At 41.4% G+C, this 273-nt stretch carries 1 pseudogene; it reads right to left on the bottom strand.

Annotated elements, in window-relative coordinates:
- Positions 1–29 precede the first annotated feature (29 nt).
- Positions 30–273 (bottom strand): annotated as a pseudogene (locus tag H6A07_RS09755) (IS21 family transposase); the annotation flags it as partial.

Consider the following 273-nt stretch of genomic DNA (forward strand, 5'->3'; position numbering starts at 1 on the left):
TGTAAACACTGGGCTGAGCCCACATTTCTTTACATAAATGAAGTCTTTACATAACCTTTGGTGAAAGGATGCCTTGGTTTACAGAGCTTCGTCTGGAAACCGATCGTTTCCATGAATACTTTATAATCTTTCTGCCAGATAGGATGTCCCTCTGGATCACGCCGGATCACGACACTCTTCATGTTATCTGTCAGTATATAGTGTGGGATTCCCATATAAGTAAAAGCATGGATCATCCCTATAAAAAGATTTTCCTGTCTGGCATTGGGGAAG

The organism is Olsenella uli, assembly GCF_016899935.1.
In the GTDB taxonomy this organism is placed as follows: Bacteria; Actinomycetota; Coriobacteriia; order Coriobacteriales; family Atopobiaceae; genus Thermophilibacter; species Thermophilibacter uli_B.